At 39.5% G+C, this 15,543-nt stretch carries 13 protein-coding genes and 1 tRNA gene; 10 read left to right on the plus strand and 4 right to left on the minus strand.

Going from position 1 to position 15,543, the window contains the following annotated elements:
- Window positions 1–26 precede the first annotated feature (26 nt).
- The 5 genes from R3E32_21245 (at window position 27) to R3E32_21265 (ending at window position 5,434) form a co-directional block, all read left to right on the plus strand.
- Window positions 27–2,180, plus strand: a complete 2,154-nt coding sequence (locus R3E32_21245; protein MEZ4887272.1) for a nitrite reductase — start codon at window positions 27–29, stop codon at window positions 2,178–2,180.
- A 165-nt stretch (window positions 2,181–2,345) separates the two neighbouring features.
- Window positions 2,346–3,134 carry a uroporphyrinogen-III C-methyltransferase gene (gene cobA / locus R3E32_21250; protein MEZ4887273.1) on the plus strand — a complete coding sequence of 263 codons (789 nt, stop codon included), beginning with the start codon at window positions 2,346–2,348 and terminating at the stop codon, window positions 3,132–3,134.
- 92 nt (window positions 3,135–3,226) lie between these two features.
- Entirely contained in the window at window positions 3,227–3,844 is a 618-nt protein-coding gene (locus tag R3E32_21255; GenBank protein ID MEZ4887274.1) for a bifunctional precorrin-2 dehydrogenase/sirohydrochlorin ferrochelatase, read from the plus strand.
- 119 nt (window positions 3,845–3,963) lie between these two features.
- Window positions 3,964–4,674 (plus strand): phosphoadenylyl-sulfate reductase, encoded by a 711-nt coding sequence (locus R3E32_21260; protein ID MEZ4887275.1) that lies wholly within the window; start codon window positions 3,964–3,966, stop codon window positions 4,672–4,674.
- Window positions 4,675–4,777: 103 nt separating this feature from the next.
- The gene (locus R3E32_21265; protein MEZ4887276.1) at window positions 4,778–5,434 is read left to right on the plus strand and encodes a hypothetical protein; all 657 of its coding nucleotides are present in this window, start codon (window positions 4,778–4,780) and stop codon (window positions 5,432–5,434) included.
- A 32-nt stretch (window positions 5,435–5,466) separates the two neighbouring features.
- Here the strand turns inward: R3E32_21265 and R3E32_21270 are convergent, their stop codons facing one another.
- Entirely contained in the window at window positions 5,467–6,237 is a 771-nt protein-coding gene (locus tag R3E32_21270) for a class I SAM-dependent methyltransferase (protein MEZ4887277.1), read from the minus strand.
- Window positions 6,238–6,577: 340 nt separating this feature from the next.
- On the opposite strand from R3E32_21270, the gene R3E32_21275 reads away from it, so the two are divergent.
- From R3E32_21275 to dcm, 4 genes are all read left to right on the plus strand, one after another.
- A complete protein-coding gene (locus R3E32_21275; GenBank protein ID MEZ4887278.1) occupies window positions 6,578–9,589 on the plus strand; it encodes a DUF2723 domain-containing protein in 3,012 nt (1,003 codons plus the stop codon).
- Between the two features lie 348 nt (window positions 9,590–9,937).
- Window positions 9,938–10,120, plus strand: a complete 183-nt coding sequence (locus tag R3E32_21280) for a hypothetical protein (protein ID MEZ4887279.1) — start codon at window positions 9,938–9,940, stop codon at window positions 10,118–10,120.
- Window positions 10,121–10,222: 102 nt separating this feature from the next.
- Complete coding sequence (locus tag R3E32_21285) at window positions 10,223–11,056, plus strand: TdeIII family type II restriction endonuclease (protein ID MEZ4887280.1); 834 nt, start codon at window positions 10,223–10,225, stop codon at window positions 11,054–11,056.
- Between the two features lie 6 nt (window positions 11,057–11,062).
- Window positions 11,063–12,601 (plus strand): DNA (cytosine-5-)-methyltransferase, encoded by a 1,539-nt coding sequence (gene dcm / locus R3E32_21290; GenBank protein MEZ4887281.1) that lies wholly within the window; start codon window positions 11,063–11,065, stop codon window positions 12,599–12,601.
- Window positions 12,602–12,943: 342 nt separating this feature from the next.
- On the opposite strand, the gene R3E32_21295 is transcribed toward dcm, so the two are convergent.
- Window positions 12,944–13,017, minus strand: a tRNA-Arg gene (locus tag R3E32_21295).
- Between the two features lie 179 nt (window positions 13,018–13,196).
- Here R3E32_21295 and R3E32_21300 point away from each other — a divergent pair.
- Window positions 13,197–13,850: a nucleotidyltransferase family protein gene (locus R3E32_21300; protein ID MEZ4887282.1), complete on the plus strand. Its 654-nt coding sequence runs from the start codon at window positions 13,197–13,199 to the stop codon at window positions 13,848–13,850.
- Window positions 13,851–13,901: 51 nt separating this feature from the next.
- On the opposite strand, the gene R3E32_21305 is transcribed toward R3E32_21300, so the two are convergent.
- Complete coding sequence (locus tag R3E32_21305; protein ID MEZ4887283.1) at window positions 13,902–14,618, minus strand: SDR family oxidoreductase; 717 nt, start codon at window positions 14,616–14,618, stop codon at window positions 13,902–13,904.
- 190 nt (window positions 14,619–14,808) lie between these two features.
- Window positions 14,809–15,498: a hypothetical protein gene (locus R3E32_21310; protein MEZ4887284.1), complete on the minus strand. Its 690-nt coding sequence runs from the start codon at window positions 15,496–15,498 to the stop codon at window positions 14,809–14,811.
- Between the last annotated feature and the right edge of the window lie 45 nt (window positions 15,499–15,543).

Below are 15,543 nucleotides of genomic sequence, written 5' to 3' on the forward strand. Positions count from 1 at the left end.
ACATTAACACAAATAATCCCAGTATAATGAGTACCAATCTCCATTTAGAAAATGTAAAAGAAGAAGCTGCAAAAAACGACATCATCGAATTGCAGCAAAAAATAGCCGACTTCAAAAACAGCAAAATGATTGAAGACAAATTCAAGCATTACCGCCTCACGAGGGGCTTGTACGGTCAGCGTCAAACAGGCGTACACATGTTTCGTACCAAAATTCCTTACGGTAAATTGACCACCGACCAATTGACTCGCATTGCCGATGTTTCCGAAAAATACACCAATGGCAATTTGCATTTAACCACTCGCCAAAACATTCAATATCATTATATTAAGTTGGATGATGCCACAAATGTTTGGACAGATTTGGCAGAAGCAGGAGTCACTGCAAGAGAAGCTTGCGGCAATACCGTCCGAAATTTGACCGCTTCGGCACACGCAGGTATTGACCCCGACGAACCCTTTGACGTAACGCCTTATGTACAGGAAACCTTTGAGTATTTCCTGCGGAATCCAATTTGTCAAGAAATGGGACGCAAAATCAAACCCGCTTTTTCTTCCAGCGAAAAAGATTCAGCCTACACCTATTTCCACGATTTTGGTTTCATTCCACGCATCCAAACAGATGAATTTGGTGAAGAACAGCGAGGCTTCAAAGTCGTCATTGCAGGAGGTTTGGGCGCACAATCAATCATCGCTCCAACAGCCTATGAGTTTTTGCCCGAAAACCAAATTATTCCCTTTATGGAAGCTTCGATTCGTGTGTTCGACCGCTATGGTGAACGCAACAAACGCTTCAAAGCCCGCATGAAATTTTTGGTCAAAGAATTGGGTCTGAATGGTTTCATGAATTTGGTAGAAGAAGAATGGACAGCCCTTAAAAACAAAACCTACGAGATTAACCGAAATGCTGTGCCTAAGCCCGTTTTCCCTCTGCAAAAAATACCTCCAAGCAGTACTCCAAACGATGCGATAAAATACGAGAGTTGGTTCAAAATCAATGTATTTGAACAAAAGCAAAAAGGCTGGTATGCCGTTCAGTTGAAAATTCACCTCGGCGATATAGATGCAGAAACAGCTCGTCAATTGGCGGCCTTGGTGAAAGAATGGGCGGCAGATGATATTCGGATTACGGTCAACCAAGGTTTTTTACTGCGATTTGTGCGCCTCGAAGCTTTGCCGCATCTTTTCAATGAATTGGACAAATTGGGTTTGGCAGAGCCTGGTTTTGATACGATTGCAGACATTACAGCTTGTCCTGGCACGGACACCTGCAATTTGGGCGTGACGAACAGCACGGGATTGGCGACCAAATTGGAGGATGTCATCAAAACGGAATATCCTGAATTGATTGACGAGCGCAACATTCACATCAAAATCAGTGGTTGTATGAATTCTTGTGGTCAGCACATGGCTGCAAACATTGGCTTTCACGGTAGTTCTATCAAAAAACAGGCTTTGGTCATTCCTGCCATGCAAATCGTTTTGGGTGGAGGTGTTGCGCCTGATGGCAATGGTTTGATTGCCGAGAAAATCATCAAACTACCTACCAAACGTATACCCGATGCGCTTCGGTATTTGCTCAATGATTTCGAAGATAATGGACAAGAGGGCGAGTACTTCAATACCTATTTCCAGCGATTGGGTAAACGGTATTTCTATGCATTGTTGAAGTCTTTGGCAGAGGTTGAAACGCTTGAAAAATTGGATTATTTTGATTGGGGACAAAACCATGAATATGAACAGGCGATTGGCGTAGGAGAATGTGCAGGAGTGAGTTATGATGTCATTGGAGCGATTATCGGTGATGCGATTGAGAAAGTGGGTTTGGCACAAGAAACGCTTGAGCAAAAGGCTTTTGCAGATAGCATTTACCACAGTTACAGTTCTTTTGTAGTGGGTGCAAAGGCTTTGCTTTTGGCCAAAGAAATTCAGTGCAATACGCAAACGGGTATCATTGCAGATTTTGACAAATACTATGTGGAAACGGGGGAAATTTTCTTTGAAACGAGTTTTGCTTCAAGCGTATTACAAATCAATCAAAATGAACCATCTGAAGGTTTTGCCGCATATTACCTTCAATTGGCGACTGACTTTTTATTGGCTGTTCGCCATATCCGCAAGCGGCAATTGCAGGAAACAGGGGAAGATAGTCTGGTTTTGGAACATCATTATCTTGCTTAGGAATTGTGTTAAGGTATTAAGGTTTTAATGTGTTAAGGTACTGAATATGGGTAGTTAATTTTAGAAAACAAAGACTCCAACACCGATACATTAACACACTAAAACCCCAACACAAGACAAATACACTAACACAAAATCAAACATTAACACTCTAACACAAAAAACATGAACACACAGAAGAAACTAACCCTCGTTGGCGCAGGGCCTGGCGACCCTGAGTTGCTGACACTCAAAGGGCTTCGGGCATTGCAGGAAGCCGATGTCATTTTATACGATGCTTTGGCAAATCCCGAAATATTGGATTTGGCATCTGCATCCGCCTTGAAGGTTTTTGTAGGCAAGCGGGCAGGGCATCACCGCTATTCGCAAGAAGAAATCAATCAGTTGATTGTGCAATACGCTTCCAGTCATGGTCATGTGGTGCGCTTGAAAGGAGGAGATGCCTTTGTGTTTGGACGGGGGCATGAGGAAATAGAATATGCAGAAGCTTTTGGCGTGGAAACGGTGGTTGTGCCTGGTATTTCGAGCTGCATTGCTGTACCTGAATTGCAGAAAGTGCCTTTGACGAGAAGGGGCGTGAATGAGAGTTTTTGGGTGATGACGGGAACGACTCGTGAGGGGCAATTGTCTGATGATATTGCGGTTGCAGCGCAGTCTTCGGCAACGATAGTGATTTTGATGGGGATGGGAAAGTTGTTTGAGATTACCCGCATTTTCGGAAAAGCAGGGAAAGAGGATATGCCTGTGATGGTGGTTCAGAATGGCTCTCGGAATGAGGAGAAAATGGTTTTGGGAACGGTTCGGACGATTGTAGGTCGGGTGAGAGAGGCGGGGATTGGTGCGCCTGGGATTATTGTGATTGGGGAAGTAGTGAGGCTGCACAGTGATTTTTGGATGGATGCTCAACGAAACAACTTTGATACACAAGCTGCAAAAGTGGCTGTCAGAGGGTAAGTTGGAATAATAAAATAAAACACAAAGACACAGAGGTTTTTTGAAGCAATACACGAACACAGAAAAACACAAACACTTTAACACACAAAAACATGAACACCTTAACACACAAACACCCTAACACTAACAAACTCTATCCTATTTTCTTGAAACTCCATCAATTGGAGATGCTGATTGTAGGGGCGGGAGAAGTCGGGCATGAGAAGTTGTCGTTTATTTTGAAGAGCAGCCCTGATGCGAATATTACGATGGTTGCGCCGTGGATTTCACCCAAAGTAGCCGATTTATTGAAGGAAAAAAAGGGGCATCAAGTGAAAATTTTGAAGCGAGATTTTGAAGCGGAAGATGTGGTAGGAAAGGATTTGGTGATTGCGGCTACGAATATTCGGAGTTTGAATGAGGGTGTTCAAAAGATTGCCAAAAAGCAAGGTGTTTTGGTGAATGTGGCAGATACACCTGACCTATGTGATTTTTATTTGGGGAGCATTGTGACGAGGGGAGATTTGAAGGTAGCTATATCTACGAATGGGAAATCACCCACTTTTGCGAAACGTTTTCGGCAGCTTCTAGAGGACATTCTACCACAGAATGTGAACAGTCTGCTCCACAATTTACATGCGGTACGAAACCGACTACATGGGGATTTTGAATATAAAGTCAATAAAATGAACAAGATAACTGAAGGTCTATTGCAGAAAAAGGAGATTTGACCCAGAAAAATGAGTAAACTCCAATTACCTCAAACTGTTTATCTATTTTATCTTTATAAAGTCAAACTTGGTCAAACACCACATATACCAAGTTTGCATTAATTAAAATTGCACCTATTATGATACCAGTTAATGTTGATGAACTCAATCGTGAGTTCGCCTTGTTATCCCCGATTCAACGGGTAAAAAAGTTGTATGCTTATTTTGAAGAGAAAGATGTTTTGTTTACTTCTTCTTTTGGCGCAAATTCAGTGGGCTTGTTACATTTGTTGAGTCGAATTCGACCTGAACAAACTGTTCATTTCATAGATACTTCCTACCATTTTGAGGAAACAATTGCTTACAAAAATCAGATTGTAAAAGAGTTTGGTTTGAAGGTCGTTGACATTGTGCCTGATAAAGTGGACAATGAATATACGCAAGATGTTCGGCTTTGGGAAACGGATACGAACAAATGCTGCAACATCAACAAGGTTGAGCCTTTGGAGAAGGTGAAGGCGCAGCACAAGGTTTGGTTGTCGGGATTGATGGCGCACCAAACGGAGTACCGAGCGGATTTGCCGATTTTTCAGTGGAAAGATGGACTATTGAAGTGTCACCCTTTGATTGATGTGAGCGAAGAACAGTTTCACCGCTATGTCAATTTTTTCCGATTGCCGCAGCACCCATTGAAGGCTGAGGGTTATGACTCGATTGGCTGTAGTCATTGTACTTCAAAAGGTTGTGGTAGAGAGGGGCGTTGGCAAGGTCAGGAGAAATCGGAATGTGGTTTGCATCCTGATTATTTTAAAAAGCTGTTGGAGAAGCAAGGGCAGAGAATGGCTTCGTAGTTTGCAGTTATCGGTGATTAATAAAGATTTAGTTATTTTCGTAGTGTATAAAATAATATTATTGTAAAGTCGCATGTTATCAGATGAAATAAACAGAAGATAGATGGAAACACTACACAACACAAACATTTTCATTCATGTATTGACAGGTACGATTGGTCTTTTACTCGGATTGACTGCATTGTTGAGTGCTAAAGGTGGGAGAATTCATAAGAGGAGTGGTAGGTTGTTTTTAATGATTATTTCAGTGGTGATTTTTACAGGACTTATCGGGGTATTTGTTTTCGGTCGAAATACATTTTTATTAATCATCACTGTGTTAAGTGCTTATGTTTCGTTTTCGGGATATAGGATATTGAAGTCAAAACGGAATAAACCGACAGCCTTAGACATTTGTATTGCAATACTCACGCTGACTACACTGGCTTATTTTCTCTATTACTTCAAATCCATTGGTATGATTTGGTCACCAATTGTTATTTACAGCACTGTTGGCGCATTGATTTTCGTAATCGTTTATGATTTTTTTCGATACTTCATTCCAAAAGCATTTTACGAACACCACCACATTTGGGCCTATGAGCATATCTACAAAATGACGAGTGCTTTTGCTGCACTTTTGTCGGCATTTTCGGGAACAGTGCTTGAACAATACCAACCTCACAGCCAATATTTGCCTTCTGTTTTGGGATTGATTATCATAATTGGGTTCATGACTTATACTTCAAAACATGGACTGAAGACAATGATGGGAAAGTGAAACAATTCAGTATTTCCATTTGGAATTCCATTCTACTTCACCGCTACCGCTAACAAATCAAAACACAAATCATTGGCTTTTGAAGTGTAATAGTCGTCCACTGTAATGTCGTTGACCAACTGATTATTGCCTTTCATCAATTTGCGGCGATTCAATCGATTGAGGAGGTCATAGGGAATTTGCAGCAAGCTGCGAGGTAGGCGGTATTGAAGGTTGAGGAAATCGAAGCGGGTGATTTTTTCAACTGATTTTCTATTGGCGTGGTAATAATCCATTACCTTTTGATTTCCATAAACACCTTTCATGTCCACCTCCGAAAAATAGCGTTGTAGCAAACCCTTCAATTGGCCGACGGTGTATTCTCTTACATGCCAAGGATTTCGGGTAAGCGACATTTTGATGTTTGGAGTCGTCATCACCATCAAGCCACCTGGCTTCAAGACCCTTGCCATTTCACTGACCATCCCTGAGTCGTCTTCAATGTGTTCGATGACTTGAAAAGTAACGATGCAATCAAAGGTGTTTTCGGGAAATTCAATAGGGGGAATGTTCATTTGCTGAAAGTAAACATGTGGATATTTTGCAGCGTAGGCTTCAACGCTTGTATTGTATTTGTCAATCGCTTGGTAGCGTTCCACTTTTGAAGCCAACAATTCTATGCCATAACCTTCTCCACTTCCTACTTCCAATACATTTCCATATATCAAGTTGGCAGCTTCATTGTAAGCTACTAAGTGTCTTTGAAAAATCACATTGTCGGATGCTTCATGCGAAGATACTCGTTCTGCTGTCTGTAATGCCATATCGTGTTAAGAATAAATGAAATTGAAAATAGAAATCAAAATTAATTGAACCTACCCTATTTTGCAAGTTTGGGTAAGAGGCTATCGAAATGCAAAAACAAAATTGAACCCCTACTTTCTTGAAGTGTACGGAATAGGGCAACGACAGTTTTGCAGGAATTGTTCGTAAAAAGCGTATTTATCCTCAAATAGCAGCGATTTTTACTATTTTTGTTCCAATTTTCCGAAAAATATTTTCTGAGATAATAAATGTCGGTTAATCATGCAAAAACAGATAAAAAATCTGATGTAAAAGGAAACCAAATAGCACGATTAATCAGGCAACCAATAAAAATTCACTATGGAGTTTAAACGATTTAAACTAATCAACAACATCGGTGGTTGGGTATTGTTTTTGATAGCCACCTCGGTTTATACGCTCACTATGGAGTCCACCGCAAGTTTGTGGGACTGTGGTGAGTTCATCGCTTCGGCTTACAAGATTCAAGTAGTTCACCCCCCTGGTGCACCTACTTTCTTGATGATTGGGCGTTTGTTTAGCCTGTTGGCAATGGGAGATACTGAATTGGTATCGGTAGCACTCAATTTTATGTCGGCCATTTGCTCGGGATTTGCGATGATGTTTTTGTTTTGGATAACGACCTATCTAGCGGGTAGAATCTTTGACATTCCAAAAGATGCCGAAAATATTGACATGGGACAAGCCATTACCGTTTTGGGTGCAGGAGCAGTGGCAGCATTGTCAGGCACTTTCCTAACGAGCGTATGGTTTTCGGCAGTTGAAGGAGAAGTTTACTCTATGTCTTTGATGTTTACTGCTTTGGTGTTTTGGGCTATTTTCAAATGGGAATCAAAAGCAGACGAACCTTATGGAGATAGATGGCTGCTGTTCATTGCCTTTTTAGTGGGTTTTACCATTTTCATTCACTGGCTCAACCTTTTGGCCATTCCTGCGGTCGTGTTTGTGTATTACTTCAAACGATTCCCTTATTCTCGCAAAGGAGTGTTTTTTGCAATGTTGGCTGCCATTGGTATTTTGGGTTTTATATTGGCAGGAATCATCACAGGTATTGTGGATATTGCAGCCTTTTTTGAGTTGATGTTTGTCAATGATTTTGGCTTGCCCTTCAATAGTGGTTTGATTTTCTTCTTATTGTTGCTTGTTGGTGGCATGGCTTGGGGTTTGTGGTACACCTACAAGAACCAAAAAGCAGTAGCACACAACATTTTGTTGGCGCTACTCTTCATTTTGATGGGCTATTCTACGGTGACAGTGACGGTGATTCGCTCCAATTCTGACCCCAATATTGACATGAACAATCCCGATGACATCATCGCTTTGGATACTTATCTGAAAAGAGAGCAATACGGTTCTCGTCCATTTTTGACGGGCTACTACTACAATGACCAGATTGTGAACTACAAAAAAGTAGGAACAAAATATGAAAGAGGAGAAAAGGGATACGATGTAGTCGGTGATAAGATTGACTATGTTCGTAGAGGTACTTCCAAGTTTTTCCCCAGAATCTACGACCCTTCTCACAAAGAACGCTACGAAAGGGGCTTGGGGTTGAAGAAAAACGAAAATCCTTCTTTTGCAGACAACATCAATTTCTTTCTCCGCTATCAGATAGGACATATGTATGTTCGTTATTTCATGTGGAACTTTGTGGGACGACAAAACGACGACCAGGGCACTTGGGGCAGTTTGAAGGATGGAAACTGGGTTAGCGGTATTTCTTTTATTGACAGTATGTGGTTGGGCGCACCTCAAGGAGATTTGCCCGAACACATTAGCAACAACCCTACACGCAATACCTACTTTTTTATTCCGTTTTTGCTCGGTTTGTTGGGAATGGTTTTTCATTTCACCGAAAGAAGAAAACATGCCTTTGTGGTGCTGTTGTTGTTCTTGTTTTCTGGAGTAGCCATTATTGTACAAGGAAATTCACCACCTATTGAACCACGTGAAAGAGATTATATTTTTGCAGCTTCATTCTGGACTTTCTGTGTGTGGCTGGGTTTGGGTGTGGTAGCACTCTACGATATGTTCAAACGAAAGGGTGTACCTGCAGCAGCAGCAGCTGTGGCCGTCGCCATGCTTGCACCGCTTTTGATGGGAACACAAAACTGGGATGATAGCGACCGTTCGGGTAGATTTGCAGCGAGAGATTTTGCCGCAAATTATCTCAATTCCTGTGCGCCCAATGCAATTATTTTTACGCAAGGTGACAACGATACTTATCCGCTTTGGTATGCCCAAGAAGTGGAGGGTATCAGAACGGATGTGCGGGTCGTCAATCTGAGTTTGTTGGGAGTGGATTGGTACATTAACCAACTGCAAAGGAAGGTGAATGATGCCGAAGCTGTGCCGATGACCTTGACGGCAGACAAAATACGGGGTACAAATCGAGATTTGGTGCCTGTTTATCCGAATCCAAATATTGCGCCCGAAGGCAAGTATATTTCTTTGTTGGATGTAATGGATTTTGTGGCGAATGATTCCAAACAATCCAAAGTGGGTGAAGAAAGCAGCGACTATGTTCCTACTCGCTATTTGGAGTTGCCTGTCAATGCTGAAGAATTGATACAACAAGGGGCTATTGCACCTGAGGATGTTCCATTGATAGACAGTCCAATGCGCTGGGAATTGCCTCAGAGTAAAACGAGCTTGTACAAAAATGACTTGATGGTGTACGACATTGTAGCTGCAATCGCCAAAGGTGGCTGGAAACGTCCTATTTACTTTGCGATTTCGGTGAGCAATGGTAGTTATTTAGGCTTGGAAAAATACTTTCAGTTAGAAGGTTTGGCATACCGTATTGTGCCAGTTCCTTCTAAATCAGATGGGCCTTATATGGGTCGGGTGAATCCAAGCATCATGTATGACAACTTGATGAACCGCTTCAAATTTGGCAATATCAACGACCCCAATGTACATGTTGATACAGATCTTCGACGCATGATTTTCAACTTTAGAGGTAACTATTCTCGTTTGGCAGAAGCTTTGATAGAGCGAGGGTATAAAGAAAAAGCCATTGAAGTGTTGGATCGTTCAATAGAGATGATGCCCGACCATGCTGCTGAATTCAATATCTACATGTATTCAACCATCCAAAACTACTATGATGCTGGAGCAAATGACAAGGCAAATGCTCTCGTAGATGAAGTATCGGATAGGCTGATTTCAGAATTGAAATACTATAATAAACTTTCTCCTTCTCAATTGCGTGCATTCCAACAAGACCAAAAGATGAATCAAGATTTTATTATGTTGTTTATCAGTGCGGCTCGTGAACGGGGTCAAACAGAGTTTGCAGAAAAATTGGAAGAAAAATTGGCGGGTGTGTAGTTTATATCTTTTTGACTTCCAATGCATTTGATTTTTAATTGAAAAAAAATTAAAGAAAAATACAAAAAAAGACTTTTTGAGGCAGCACTTTTGAAAGGAGTTTCGTCTTAGTAGGTGAGTCTTTTAAAGCACATAAGCAAGTCTTAGGAAGTATTTTTTTATCCATAAGCACCGTCAATATCATAGAATGATTGTATTGGCGGTGCTTTTTTTGTTTATGCCTCCAATTAGTTTAAAAAATCACCCGTTTATTTACTTGCCTTCAATTTTACAGGAATCTATAGATTGATTTTTTTAGAAGATATTACTTTGAGTTGTGTGTCATCAAAAAGAAACAAAACAGCGAAATTGGAACTAAGAAACACAATCGAACTAAATCCCTATGATTATGCCAGTTCAGAATATGAATATCCAAATGGAAGTTCAAAAGATTTACCTGAAGAATGGGCTAAATTTTGGAAAAATTGTTTATTAAACGCCATAAAAATGGGTTCATATAAAAATTCTGAGCTAAAAGAAATATTGAAATGACTGGAAATGACTATAAATGAATAAAAAGAAGACGACGTACAATCGAAATTGACTAAGGGAGAAAAAATCCGTACCTTTCGAGTTTTTAAAAACAAGTAAAAATTGAGCAAGAAAAAGGTAAATAATGGAATAAAAAGGGTTGTTTCAGAGCTCATGGACAGAGTAATGGACAAGGTTTTGATAACAGACCCTTTTATAAAGGAAAAGCATCATTCGAGCAAACCTCTGTATGCGGCTTTAGTACCTGATGAGATTTTCAAAGGTTCACACTTTGAAAGAAGATTTGTAACTCCATTTGGAGGGGTATGGGAGAAATTGGCTCATGTAGTTGCCCAAGAATATCACGGACATTGCGAAATGGGTAAGACTATTACGGGAGAAGTAGGAGCTGAACGACTTAGAAGAATCCAAGAGGTGCTGAACAAACTCGAACATAAAAAGAAAGGAAAAGATAGGGGCACCCCAGATTGGGATGTTGAACTAAAATATATTTTGGAAGGACAAGGCAGACCAATCCCGACAAGTGTTATTTGTGATATTTATATCGAAAGCAAAAGAACGAAACAGGCTTATGCCTTTGAAGTGAAGGCACCTCTTCCTAATAGCGACCAAACAAAAGTAAGCAAGGAAAAAATGTTTAAACTACTTGCAATGAATCCTAAAAAGGTGGATTCAGCTTATTATGCCTTAGCGTATAACCCTTATGGTAAGAAAGAGGATTACAATTGGAGTTTTCCAATGAGGTGGTTTGATATGCGCAGCGATGAATCCGTTTTGATTGGCAATGAATTTTGGGAACTGATTGGTGGGAAGGGTACATATAAAAATTTCATTTCTGAAATCAATTCTTTGGGTAAGGAGTACAGAGAAAGAATTTACAGGGAGTTTTTAGGAATCGAACCACCAGAAGGTTTCGATGAAACTGTTTTGCAATAATATACTATGAAGAAACAATTCACATTTATTGACTTATTTGCAGGAATCGGCGGCTTTAAAATGGCATTGACCCAAAATGGAGGTTCTTGTTTAGGTTTTAGCGAAGTAAATAAAGATGCCATAAATACTTATTGCGAAAATTATGGAGTAGAGCCTTCAATGAATTTTGGGGACATTACAAAAATTGATTCATTGCCAGACCATGATGTTTTAACCGCAGGAGTTCCATGCCAAAGTTGGTCTATCGCTGGAAAAAATTTAGGCTTTGATGATGATAGAGGGCAACTTTGGAATGATACTATTTATCTTCTTAACCAGTCAAAGCCAAAGGCTTTTATCTTTGAGAATGTAAAGGGGTTAGTTGACCCACGGAATAAAAAAGCATTGTCTTACATTTTAGATAGAATAAATAAGGTGGGTTATTATTCGAGGCATTTTGTGATTAATTCCCATGATTATGGAGTAGCCCAAAATAGAATTAGAATTTATATTGTTGGGTTTAAAGACAAGAAGTATTTTGCTAAATTTTCATTGCCAAAGCCAATAGATAAAAAAATAACATTAGCTGATGTTTTAGGATTAGAAACAAGTCTAAGATTCAATAAAAAGCCTTTACAAAAAGACCTATTTGGAAATCCTGTTCAGTCTAAACAAATGAGCCTTTCAAGTAAGAATGGTTTTAATGATTATTTTCTTTTCAACGATTTAAGAAATGGTCATACAACAATCCATTCTTGGGATATAGAAGAAACCACAGAAAGGCAAAAAGCTATTTGTTTATTACTACTCAAAAATAGAAGGAAAAGCTATTTTGGACCACTTGACGGCAATCCTCTTTCATTAACTCAGTTTCAATTATTAGATTCAACTATTTTGCAAAAAGAGATAGACGATTTGATAGAAATGGCAATTTTGAAAAAGGTTGAATATAGATTTGAAATTTTAGATTTTCAAGATTCTGACTTGTCTAATGAAGAATTAGAACTGCTCAGACTTTCATCTGACAATTTTTTAGTAATCGACGAACTCAAAACAGAACGCTCTTTAAAAATTAAGCGTATTTCCATTGCGGATACCATAAATTCACTTGTTGAAAAAAATGTAATAAAGTGTGTTGAAGAAAGATTTGACTTTAAGAACACAAAAATTAGTAGTGGTCTAAATGGAGTAAATAGGGTTTTCATGCCTTCCTCAGATGTTTTTCCAACCTTAGTAGCAAGTGATACAAATGATTATATTTCACTTAAAAATATCCAAACTACAACTCACCAAGAATACAAGGATAAGTTCTTAGAAGAAGTTTATTTCGCCAATAAATTCCGTAAGATAACCAAAGAAGAAGCCTGTTTAATTCAAGGGTTTCCAAAAGATTTCATATTGCCTAAGTCAAGGGCAAGGTGGATGAAACTGATTGGAAATAGCGTTTCTATCCCAGTAATTGATATGTTTATCAAATCAATAATTTCAACAGGAGTATTTGACCAACCAATAAACGGAAAAGAAAAAGAGAAAAAACACGGAGGTGTAACATGGATAAAGGAATAATCGTCGCAATTTTAATATGAGGTTTGATTTAATTTGGCTTTTAGTATCGGCGAAAAAAAATATGGGCTGTACACTTATGAAAAACATATCAGAATACATTCAAGAAATTTGGTTGAACAATTTGAATAGTTCAGAAAACCCATAATAATGAAATCACAACAAAACCAATCCTAATTCACGAACTTGGATACTACGACAAAATAAGAAACCAAAACATAGAGGCAAATGGAAAAGAACGTGTGATAGAGTTTACCAATTGGATAAATGAAATGTAATGTGTCCGTTAACAAAAAAAACGCCTGTAAATTATTTAATTTACAGGCGTTTATATTGATTTTTTAGTGACCCCACCAGGACTCGAACCTGGAACCTACAGTTTAGAAAACTGTTGCTCTATCCAGCTGAGCTATAGGGCCAGCCATCAGCTATAAAATAGCGAGTGCAAAGATACAGCTTTTTGTCAAAAACTAAATGTTTTTTGGGGAAATAAAGTTCCCACTTTTTGAATAAAAATGAAAATTGAAATGAAAATGAAAAAACAGCGTTGTGAAATCGGAAACTAACTCAAAGTTTCTTTCCTTCAAAATATTCTTTCATGAGCTTACAAGAATCACAAACCGAAGCACAAATCTTCAAACCTCAATATCCAATCACCGCCATCATTCTAGCGGCAGGACTTTCTCGAAGAATGGGAGAACGAAATAAATTGCTGCTTCCTATTGGTGGGCAAACCTTGATTGAAAAAACAGTCAATACAATTTTACAGTCCAATGCCGAGGAAATCATAGTTGTTGTAGGACATGAATCAGTTAAATTGCTGCATATTTTGAAGGAAAAACCCGTCAAAATGATAAAAAATCCCCTGTATTCACTCGGAATGACGACCTCCATACAGGCAGGTGTTCGATCAGCCTCAAAAGATTCACAAGGATACATGATTGTATTGGGAGATTTGGTACACATTCAAGCCAAAGAACTCGATTTACTCATGCACACCTTTCAAAACATTCTTGAAGAGGAAAACGACTCAACACCAATTGTCGTTCCCGTTTTTGAAGGAAAACGAGGTAATCCTATCCTTTTTCACCACCATTTTCGAGAAGCCATTTTACAACATTCCGATATGAACGGCTGCAAAGGTATCATTGACACAAATTCCGATTGTGTCGTCACTGTAGAAATGTCCAGTAACCACGTTTTGAAGGATATAGATACGCCAGAGGATTATGATTCAGTCGTTGGGAATTAGTCAACAACAAAAAAATCTACGAAATCTGCGTCACCCCAAAAATCTGAGACTTTATCTCGTTGGCGGCTTTGAAGGTCTCACCTCCACCTTACTCGGCAATGTTCGGGCAGGCATTTTCAGCAAGTCCACCACGATTTGACCAATATCTTCCGACTGAATTTTCCAAGCATCCTTTTCATTCGGTACATGGTCATTGAAGTAAGTCGCCACCGAACCAGGCATGATGGTGCTCACTTTGATGTCGTCTTGTCGAACATCCAACATTACCGCTTGTGTGAAACCCACCAATCCAAATTTACTCGCATTATAAGCCGCTCCACCTGCAAAGAAATTCGTGCCTGCCAAACTTGCAATCGTGATGATGTAGCCTTTTGAAGCCTTCAATGCCTCCAAAGATGCTTTGATGCTATAAAAAACGCCAGTTAAGTTCACATCAATTGTTTCGTTCCATTGATCAGGGGTCAGATCTCCAATCTTGGCAAAATGCCCCAAACCTGCATTGGCAATCAATACATCCAATTGCCCCCATTCATCCATCACCGCATCTACCGCCTGTTGTTGCTCCTCAAAATTTCGTACATCTGCTGCAATGCCAATACAATATCCGCTTTTTATGTTGTTGAGCGCATTAACCGCATCATTCACCGTTGCTTGTGTTCGACCCGTAATTGCCACCTTCATACCTTGGTGAATCATCGCTTCCGCAACGCCATAACCAATACCCTTCGTTCCGCCCGTAATCAAGGCTGTTTTACCGTCTAATTTCATGTTTTTTGTGTGTTAAAGTGTTGAATTTTTTGGTGTATTGATGGTATAAAGAATTTCGAAGTTTTCTTTTTGTAAAAACCTAACTTTCAAATAATTATTCTCTTTCGGCATAAACTTCAAAAGTCTAAATCGGGATTTTATTGGCAATCCTTATCAGTACCATCCACAAATTCTGTATTTTGAATTTTCATCAGTCTCCCAAAAAGTTTTCTATCCAACCAACGATTAAGCCCCTATCAATGTTCATTCCCAAACTATCAATTCCTTTCTCCACTTTTTCTGTACCAATCCGCTCCCTTCGGTTCTCCATAAATTCCAGGTCATAACCCTTCGTAAATTCGGGATGCCCCTGGATTCCCAGTATTTTTTCGCCCACTCGAATCATGGCAATAGGACAGTCCTCGCTACTCGCCAAAACCGTACTGTTTGGAGGAAGTTGGTGAATCTGATCTTGACACATCATCAGCAAATTGTAGGTCGGTTGAAAAGGCAACATCCATTTTTCCTGTTTCACGACCTCAAAAGTGTGCACTCCCACACACCAACCAACTGCCGCTTTTTGTACTTTTCCACCCAGTGATTCCCCAATCAATTGATGTCCAAAACAAAGCCCAATGTACTTTTTTTCATGCTCATAAATATCCCTTATAAACTCCTTCAACCGCACAATCCAATCCAACTCATCATACACAGATGCGTGTGAACCCGTACACATATATGCTTCACAATCATTTACTGATTCTGGAAAATGCCCATCACAAACCGCAAATACTTCAAAATCGAAGTTCGGAAACGTTGCGGCAAACATGTCGGGATAATCTGCTGCAATATGTTGATAAGCAGGAGCAATATGGTCACAAAGTAGAAGTCCAACTTTCATTTTTCAATTTTCTTTTTTATGAAATACTTAGGCTAATGTATTGCG

The organism is Chitinophagales bacterium, assembly GCA_041392475.1.
Classification (GTDB): Bacteria; Bacteroidota; Bacteroidia; order Chitinophagales; family UBA2359; genus JAUHXA01.

Excerpts from the sequence above, each read along its gene's own strand:
- R3E32_21245 (MEZ4887272.1), top strand. The coding sequence starts at position 27 with ATGAGTACCAATCTCCATTTAGAAAATGTAAAAGAAGAAGCTGCAAAA.
- cobA (MEZ4887273.1), top strand. The coding sequence starts at position 2,346 with ATGAACACACAGAAGAAACTAACCCTCGTTGGCGCAGGGCCTGGCGAC.
- R3E32_21255 (MEZ4887274.1), top strand. The coding sequence starts at position 3,227 with ATGAACACCTTAACACACAAACACCCTAACACTAACAAACTCTATCCT.
- R3E32_21260 (MEZ4887275.1), top strand. The coding sequence starts at position 3,964 with ATGATACCAGTTAATGTTGATGAACTCAATCGTGAGTTCGCCTTGTTA.
- R3E32_21265 (MEZ4887276.1), top strand. The coding sequence starts at position 4,778 with ATGGAAACACTACACAACACAAACATTTTCATTCATGTATTGACAGGT.
- R3E32_21270 (MEZ4887277.1), bottom strand. The coding sequence starts at position 6,237 with ATGGCATTACAGACAGCAGAACGAGTATCTTCGCATGAAGCATCCGAC.
- R3E32_21275 (MEZ4887278.1), top strand. The coding sequence starts at position 6,578 with ATGGAGTTTAAACGATTTAAACTAATCAACAACATCGGTGGTTGGGTA.
- dcm (MEZ4887281.1), top strand. The coding sequence starts at position 11,063 with ATGAAGAAACAATTCACATTTATTGACTTATTTGCAGGAATCGGCGGC.
- R3E32_21300 (MEZ4887282.1), top strand. The coding sequence starts at position 13,197 with ATGAGCTTACAAGAATCACAAACCGAAGCACAAATCTTCAAACCTCAA.
- R3E32_21305 (MEZ4887283.1), bottom strand. The coding sequence starts at position 14,618 with ATGAAATTAGACGGTAAAACAGCCTTGATTACGGGCGGAACGAAGGGT.
- R3E32_21310 (MEZ4887284.1), bottom strand. The coding sequence starts at position 15,498 with ATGAAAGTTGGACTTCTACTTTGTGACCATATTGCTCCTGCTTATCAA.